Genomic DNA, 7,120 nt, shown 5'->3' with positions numbered 1-7,120 from the left:
GTCCGAGCCCGCAGACGACCCGTCGCCCGCCTGGACCGCGTCGCTTCCCGGCGGTGGCGGGACGGTGGTGAACATCGAGTGACAGCGCTACCAAAACGAGCTCGGCAGCGCTAAACTTGAGTCACATCGACTCAAGTTTGGTTCGAGGTGCGCCATCGCCGTTCGAGCCGACACCAATGCAGAGAAGGAGCACACATGGCCAACATGCAAGGCGCTCCGAGCTCCCAGGAGGAGCCCATGAGCGCCCTCGAGCAGTACGGCGTCGACCTCACCGAGATCGCCCGCAGCGGCAAGCTCGACCCCGTCATTGGACGGGACGCCGAGATCCGCCGCGTCTCGCAGGTCCTCACGCGCCGGACCAAGAACAACCCCGTCCTCATCGGGGAGCCGGGCGTCGGCAAGACCGCCGTCGTCGAGGGACTGGCCCAGCGCATCGTCGCCGGCGACGTCGCCGAGTCCCTCAAAGACAAGCGGCTCGTCTCGCTCGACCTCGCCGCGCTCGTCGCCGGGGCGAAGTACCGCGGCGAATTCGAGGAGCGGCTGAAGGCCGTCCTCCAGGAGATCAACGACGCCGAGGGCGAGGTGATCACCTTCATCGACGAGCTGCACACGCTCATGGGTGCCGGGGGTGGCGAGGGCTCCGTCGCGGCCGCCAACATGCTCAAGCCGATGCTCGCGCGCGGCGAGCTCAGGCTCATCGGCGCGACCACGCTCGACGAGTACCGTGAGTACATCGAGAAGGACGCGGCCATGGAGCGCCGCTTCCAGCAGGTGTACGTCGGCGAGCCGAGCGTCGAGGACACGATCGCGATCCTCCGCGGGCTCAAGGAGCGCTACGAGGCCCACCACAAGGTGGCGATCTCCGACTCGGCGCTCGTCGCCGCGGCCGCGCTGTCCAACAGATACATCCCCTCGCGGCAGCTGCCGGACAAGGCGATCGACCTCATCGACGAGGCGGCGAGCCGGCTGCGCATGGAGATCGACTCGGCCCCGGTCGAGATCGACGAGCTCCGGCGCGGGGTCGACCGGCTCAAGCTGGAGGAGCTCGCGCTCAAGAAGGAGAAGGACGACGCCTCCAAGGAACGGCTGGCCACGCTGCGCAGCACCCTCGCCGAGCGCGAAGAGCGACTCGCCGGCCTGCAGCAGCGCTGGGAGCGCGAGCGCTCGCAGCTCAACCGCGTCGGCGAGCTCAAGGGCCGACTCGACCAGCTCCGCGGCGAGGCCGAGCGTGCCCAGCGTGAGGGCAACCTCGAGCGGGCATCGCGGCTTCTCTACGGCGAGATCCCCGTGATCCAGCGGGAGCTCATCGAGGCGGAGAAGGCCGAGAACTCTGAGCCGACCATGGTCAACGACCAGGTGACCAGCGACGACATCGCCGAGGTCATCGCCGCGTGGACGGGCATCCCCGTCGGACGCCTGCTCCAGGGCGAGACGGAGAAGCTCCTCGCCCTCGAGTCCGAGCTGCACCGCCGGCTCATCGGTCAGGACCAGGCCGTCGAGGCGGTCGCGGACGCCGTGCGACGCACCAGGGCGGGCATCAGCGACCCCGACCGGCCGACCGGCTCGTTCCTGTTCCTCGGCCCGACCGGCGTCGGCAAGACCGAGCTGGCGAAGGCCCTCGCCGACTTCCTGTTCGACGACGAGAAGGCCCTCGTGCGCATCGACATGTCGGAGTACGGCGAGAAGCACTCGGTGTCCCGACTGGTCGGCGCCCCTCCCGGGTACGTCGGCTACGAGGCCGGCGGTCAGCTGACGGAGGCGGTTCGCCGGCGCCCATACTCGGTGGTGCTGCTCGACGAGGTCGAGAAGGCCCACCCGGAGGTGTTCGACGTCCTGCTGCAGGTGCTCGACGACGGCCGTCTCACCGACGGGCAGGGCCGCACGGTCGACTTCCGCAACACCATCCTGGTGCTGACCTCCAACCTGGGCTCGCAGTACCTTGTCGACGCCTCGCTCACTCCGGAGCAGAAGGAGGAGGCGGTGCAGCAGGTCGTCCGCCAGGCGTTCAAGCCCGAGTTCGTGAACCGGCTCGACGACATCGTCGTGTTCAGCGCGCTCAGCCAGGACGACCTCGGCCAAATCGTCGAGCTGTACATCGACCGGCTGCAGCGTCGGCTCTCCGACCGCCGGCTCGAGCTCGCGGTCACGCCCGACGCGAGGGCCTGGCTCGCCGAGCGCGGGTACGACCCGGTGTACGGGGCGCGTCCGCTGCGCCGGCTCATGCAGAAGGAGATCGACGACCGCCTTGCGACCGCGCTGCTCGCCGGGCGCATCACCGACGGTGACACGGTCCGCGTCGACCTCGACGGCGCAGGGGAGTCCCTCACGGTGGGCAGGGTGGCGACCGCGGACCCGGCCGCCGACGGCCTCGGTGGCTGACGCGCGGGGCCTGCGCCCCTCGCCGACCGCTCGGCTGCGGTTCCGCGAGCTCGTCCAGGGAGACCTGGACGAGCTCGCGGCGCTCCTCGGCGACCCGGAGGCGATGGCCTACTACCCGGAGCCGAAGACGCGCGAGCAGACGGCCGACTGGATCGAGCGGACCGCGGTCTCCCAGCGGGAGCACGGGCACACGCTCTGGGCCATCGAGGGGCACGACGGCGAGTTCCTCGGAGACTGCGGCATCACCTGGCAGTCGTACAACGGCATCGCCGTCCGCGAGATCGGCTACCACCTCGTCCGCGCCCGCCAGGGGCAGGGTCTCGCGACCGAAGCCGCACGCTCCTGTCTGGAGCTCGCCCGGCGCGAGTTCCCCGGCGAGACGCTGACGGCGATCATCCACCCGGACAACGTCGCATCGCGTCGGGTCGCGGAGAAGCTTGGGATGATACACATCGCCGACGACCACGCGCATCCGTGGATCACGCGCACCGTGATGGGGCTGGTCCTGCCCTCCCGGTGAGACCGAGCCCCCGACTGGCCCGTGCATTCGGCGCGGGGCGATTCATTCATCCTCCCGTCCGTCCGACCGCCCTCGCGCCCAGAGGAGCCGGCGCCCGGCGTGCCGTGCCGGCGGCCGCGTGGCTCAGGGCTGACAGACGCCGACGGCGGTCGCCACGGCGAGGGGGATGTCGTACGGCGCCCCACCCGCCACCTCAACCGCCGCGAGGGCGGGGTCCGCGACGGGGAGGGCGACCACGCGGCGGACACCGAGGAGACCGGTTGCGTCGCTGCGCCACACCACCTCGACGCGCGTGCCCCGCACGAGACCCCGGTCGTGCAGGTAGGGCAGCAGCTCCGGCTGCCGGTCGCTGACCCTGTCCACGACGCCGCTCTCGCCGACACCGAGGATGCTGAGACGCCGCGGGCGGGGGGCCTCCACGCGCCCGGAGCTGTCGGGGATGGGGTCGCCGTGGGGGTCCCTGTCCGGCTGGCCGAGGACATCCATCATGCGCTCGAGGACGGCCTCGGACACCGCATGCTCGAGGGCGTCGGCCTCCTGGTGAACTTCGTGCCACCCGAGGCCGAGCGCGTCGACGAGGTAGGCCTCGAGGATACGGTGCCGCCGGACGACCTGCACGGCGATGCGGCGGCCGGCGTCGGTCAGCGTCACTGAGCCGTACGGGGCGTAGTCGATGTGGCCGTCGCGGGCGAGCTTCTTCAGCGTCGCGCTGACGGTCGATGGGGTGACGCCGACGGAGGAGGCGAGACCGGCGGTCGTGGTCGTGTCGCCCCATTCCTCGTTCTTCCAGATGCGGGCGAGATAGTCCTCGACGACCCGGCTGGCGCGCAGTGAGCTCATCGCGTCGATTCTACGGTCGGGTTCTGCGGGTCGTCCGATGCGGACCCCGGTCCCGAGTCGATCCTCCGTCCCGAGCCGGTCCCCGGCCCGCGGATCGCCCCCGTCGGCTCCGGCCGTCCCGCCGCCGCCCTCAGGGCGGGGAGGACGCCCGCGCGGCCGCGGACCAGGAGGATCGCCGCGAGCACGAGGTGGATCGCGCTCAGCACATACCTGCCCGCCTCGCCGGTCACGACGAACTGGACGGCGAAGAGACCGAGTAGGCAGATCGCTGCCCACCGGGGGAACCGCAGCGAGAGCAGGATCGCAACGCCGAGCAGGGTCTGGGTAGCGGTCAGGACGAACTCCTCCACCTGCCGCCCGTCCAGGGGGAGCGCGCCGCCGGTGCCGCCGCCGAGCGCGTGGGCGATCGGCAGGGAACCGACCAGGAGGCTCCACTGGTTGATCTTCGACGCGATGAGGGTCACGAGCGCCAGGGCCCCGCGCCCCCTCAAGGCGAAGAGGACCGCGATGATGAACTCCGGCGCCTCCGAGGCCAGTGGCGCAAGCCACTGCACGAGCACGTAGCTGCTGATGCCGAGGGACCCGCCCGATTCGACGAGCGCCTCGGCGAACGGCTCGGCGGAGAGCAGGATGATGGTCGCGGCGACGACGAACAGGCCGGTCACGGTCACGCGCCTGGTACGGCGGTCCAGCCCGGCGATGAGCGCGGCGGCTCCGACGAACTCCTCCTCGTCGTCGTCGCTCTCGGTCCCCGCACGCCACAGGTAGAGGCCGAACACGGCGATGAGGACCACGCCGAACCAGATGGGGATCGACCCCAGGGCGGGGATCACGAAGGCGAGAACCGACAGCAGGGCGAGGAAGCCGATGTCGAGTCGGGCCGAGCGCGGCAGCTCGAGCGCTCTCCCGCGGGGGGCGAGGGGGCGGGCGCGCCGTCCGCCGCGCGGTGAGGTGGCGTCGCCTGTGCCTGTGCCTGTGCCTGTGCCTGTGCCTGTGCTGATGCCCGCACGTCCGCTCGTGACAGCGCCCTCGCGTGCGGCCGATACGGCGGCCGTCGTCCGGCGTCCGCGCTCAGCCGTGACGGCGACGGCGATGGCGATGAGGACGACGAGCGGCCAGCCGAAGCCGAGCAGCAGTCGGTTGGAGCCGGTCATGTTGGCCGCGGCGAACTGCTCGTAGGCGGGATCGCTGCCCGCGCGGAAGGCGTAGAACAGATCGACCGCATATTCCGGCAGGACCGCGATGAGCGCCAGGAGCGCGACCGCCAACGCTCCCGAGATGTCCTTCTGCGCGGCCTCGGCGGCCCAGGCCAGCAGGAACGACGCCGCGACGACGGCGGCGCCGAAGACCAGCATCGCCAGCACCGGGTGGACCGCGGTCCCGCTGAGGCGCAGCGTCAGGGCGGGCGCGGCGACGGCAAGGCAGAGCCCGAACCGGGTGAGCCGGGCGGGGGGCCGGGGCACGATGATCCTTCCGTCGTGCGCGGCCGGAGGGGACTCCGGCCACGCCGCATGGCCGAAGGTCTCGTTCGCCCCGGCGAGCGGGGTGGCGCGCCGGGCGATCTCCGTGATCAGCCAGTGTGTCGACGCCGCCGCTGTGCCGGGTGACCGGCGGAGGAACTACTCCCCTTCGCCGACAACGCTGACAGCAGGGGTGCGGGTGTGTCGACGGACACGGGGATGTGTGACTCGTCACACTGTCGGACGGGTGTCCGGTCGAACGGTGCCGCCAGGGCTCGGTAGGAGCAGATCGTCGAAGCCCGAGCGCCCACTCCCATCGAGCACCTGCTCGGCGCCCGCGGCTGAGCGCGTCGAGGGGCGCCCCCTCGGCCCGACTCGGGCAGACTGGGAGGGTCGGCGTCGACACGCCCGGCCCTCCCACCGTCCACGGTCACGACCCGGGGCCACCCCCGGCACACAGGAGAACTCATGCTCGTCGCCGGAATCGACTCGTCCACCCAGAGCTGCAAGGTCGTCGTGCGCGACGCCGCGACCGGACGCCTGCTCAGGGAGGGGCGCGCGCCCCATCCGGACGGCACCGAGGTCGACCCCGCCCGCTGGTGGGACGCCCTGCAGCACGCCGTCCGTGCCGCGGGGGGTCTCGACGACGTCGCCGCGGTGTCGGTCGCCGCGCAGCAGCACGGCATGGTCGTGCTGGACGAGGGAGGCCGGGTGATCAGGGACGCGCTGCTCTGGAACGACACCAGGAGCGCCGACGCCGCGAGGGACCTGGTGAGGGAGTTCGGCGCGGAGGTGCTCGCCGAGCGGACCGGGCTCGTGCCGGTCGCATCGTTCACGATCACGAAGCTGCGCTGGCTGCGCGACGCGGAGCCGGACAACGCGGCGCGGGTCGCCGCCGTCGCGCTGCCGCACGACTGGCTGAGCTGGCGGCTCAGGGGGTACGGCCCCGAGGGGGAGTCCGCCCGTGGCCCCGTGCTGGAGGAGCTCACCACCGACCGATCGGACGCCTCGGGCACGGGCTACTGGTCCCCGCGCACCGGGCGGTACGACCACGAGCTGCTTATCGCCGCGCTCGGCCACGACGCGGTCCTGCCCACCGTGCTCGGCCCGGACGAGACGGCGGGGAGGACGCCGTCAGGGGCTCGCGTCGGCGCGGGCGCGGGCGACAACGCCGGAGCCGCGCTCGGACTCGACGCCGACACCGGCGACGTGGTCGTCTCGATCGGGACCTCGGGGACGGTGTTCTCCGTCGCCGACGCCCCCGTCATCGACCCGAGCGGCATCGCTGCGGGCCTCGCCGACGCGGCGGGAGGGTTCCTGCCGCTCTCCGCGACACTCAACGCCGCCCGCGTGCTCGATCAGACAGCGCTCGTGCTCGGCGTCGACGTCGCCGACCTCGGCGATCTCGCGCTCGAGGCGGAGCCGGGCGCCAGCGGGCTGGTGCTGCAGCCGTACTTCGACGGCGAGCGCACGCCGAACCTGCCGGAGGCGACGGCCACCCTCTTCGGCATGACGCGCGCCTCCTTCACCCGCCCCGGGCTGGCACGGGCCGCGATCGAGGGCATGCTCTGCGGTCTCGCGGACGCGCTCGACGCGCACAGGGCGCTCGGGGTCGACGCGCGGCGGCTCCTGCTGATCGGTGGTGCGGCACTCAATCCCGCCGTGCGGGAGATCGCCTCCCGCGTGTTCGACATCCCTGTCGTCGTCCCCGCTCCGGGGGAGTACGTCGCCGACGGCGCGGCGCGGCAGGCGGCCTGGGCGTTGACCGGCTCGCGTCCGGGGTGGCCGATCGACACGGTCGCCACCATCGAGCCGAGGCCGTTCCCGGTGATCAGGGAGCAGTACGCCGCCAGGGCGCCGAGCTGAGCACCGGATCGGGCACTCTTCCTCATAAACCGCACGTCGGTCCCGCGGTCGGAGG

The 7,120-nt window shown here is 72.1% G+C and carries 5 protein-coding genes; 3 read left to right on the top strand and 2 right to left on the bottom strand.

Annotated elements, in window-relative coordinates; all coding sequences use genetic code 11:
• Positions 1-195 precede the first annotated feature (195 nt).
• Positions 196-2,379 carry an ATP-dependent Clp protease ATP-binding subunit gene (locus FM119_RS02850; RefSeq protein WP_087136183.1) on the top strand — a complete coding sequence of 728 codons (2,184 nt, stop codon included), beginning with the start codon at positions 196-198 and terminating at the stop codon, positions 2,377-2,379.
• The gene (locus FM119_RS02845) at positions 2,372-2,899 is read left to right on the top strand and encodes a GNAT family N-acetyltransferase (protein ID WP_245827215.1); all 528 of its coding nucleotides are present in this window, start codon (positions 2,372-2,374) and stop codon (positions 2,897-2,899) included. Before FM119_RS02850 ends, FM119_RS02845 begins: the two co-directional genes overlap by 8 nt.
• 123 nt (positions 2,900-3,022) lie before the next feature.
• Here FM119_RS02845 and FM119_RS02840 read toward each other — a convergent pair whose 3' ends face one another.
• Both FM119_RS02840 and FM119_RS13985 read right to left on the bottom strand, forming a co-directional pair.
• On the bottom strand, positions 3,023-3,739 hold the full coding sequence (locus tag FM119_RS02840; RefSeq protein ID WP_087136182.1) for a metal-dependent transcriptional regulator: 717 nt from the start codon (positions 3,737-3,739) through the stop codon (positions 3,023-3,025).
• Positions 3,736-5,202, bottom strand: coding sequence for a sodium:proton exchanger (locus tag FM119_RS13985; protein ID WP_087136181.1), 1,467 nt, complete (start codon positions 5,200-5,202; stop codon positions 3,736-3,738). The genes FM119_RS02840 and FM119_RS13985 overlap by 4 nt, the downstream gene beginning before the upstream one ends.
• Positions 5,203-5,667: 465 nt before the next feature.
• Here FM119_RS13985 and FM119_RS02830 point away from each other — a divergent pair, with 465 nt between their 5' ends.
• Entirely contained in the window at positions 5,668-7,065 is a 1,398-nt protein-coding gene (locus FM119_RS02830) for a xylulokinase (protein ID WP_087136180.1), read from the top strand.
• Positions 7,066-7,120 lie beyond the last annotated feature (55 nt).

The organism is Mycetocola reblochoni REB411 (assembly GCF_900163835.1).
Lineage (GTDB): Bacteria > Actinomycetota > Actinomycetes > Actinomycetales > Microbacteriaceae > Mycetocola_B > Mycetocola_B reblochoni.
Note: the sequence above shows the minus strand (reverse complement) of the source record. Positions and strands in the feature narration are given on the sequence as shown.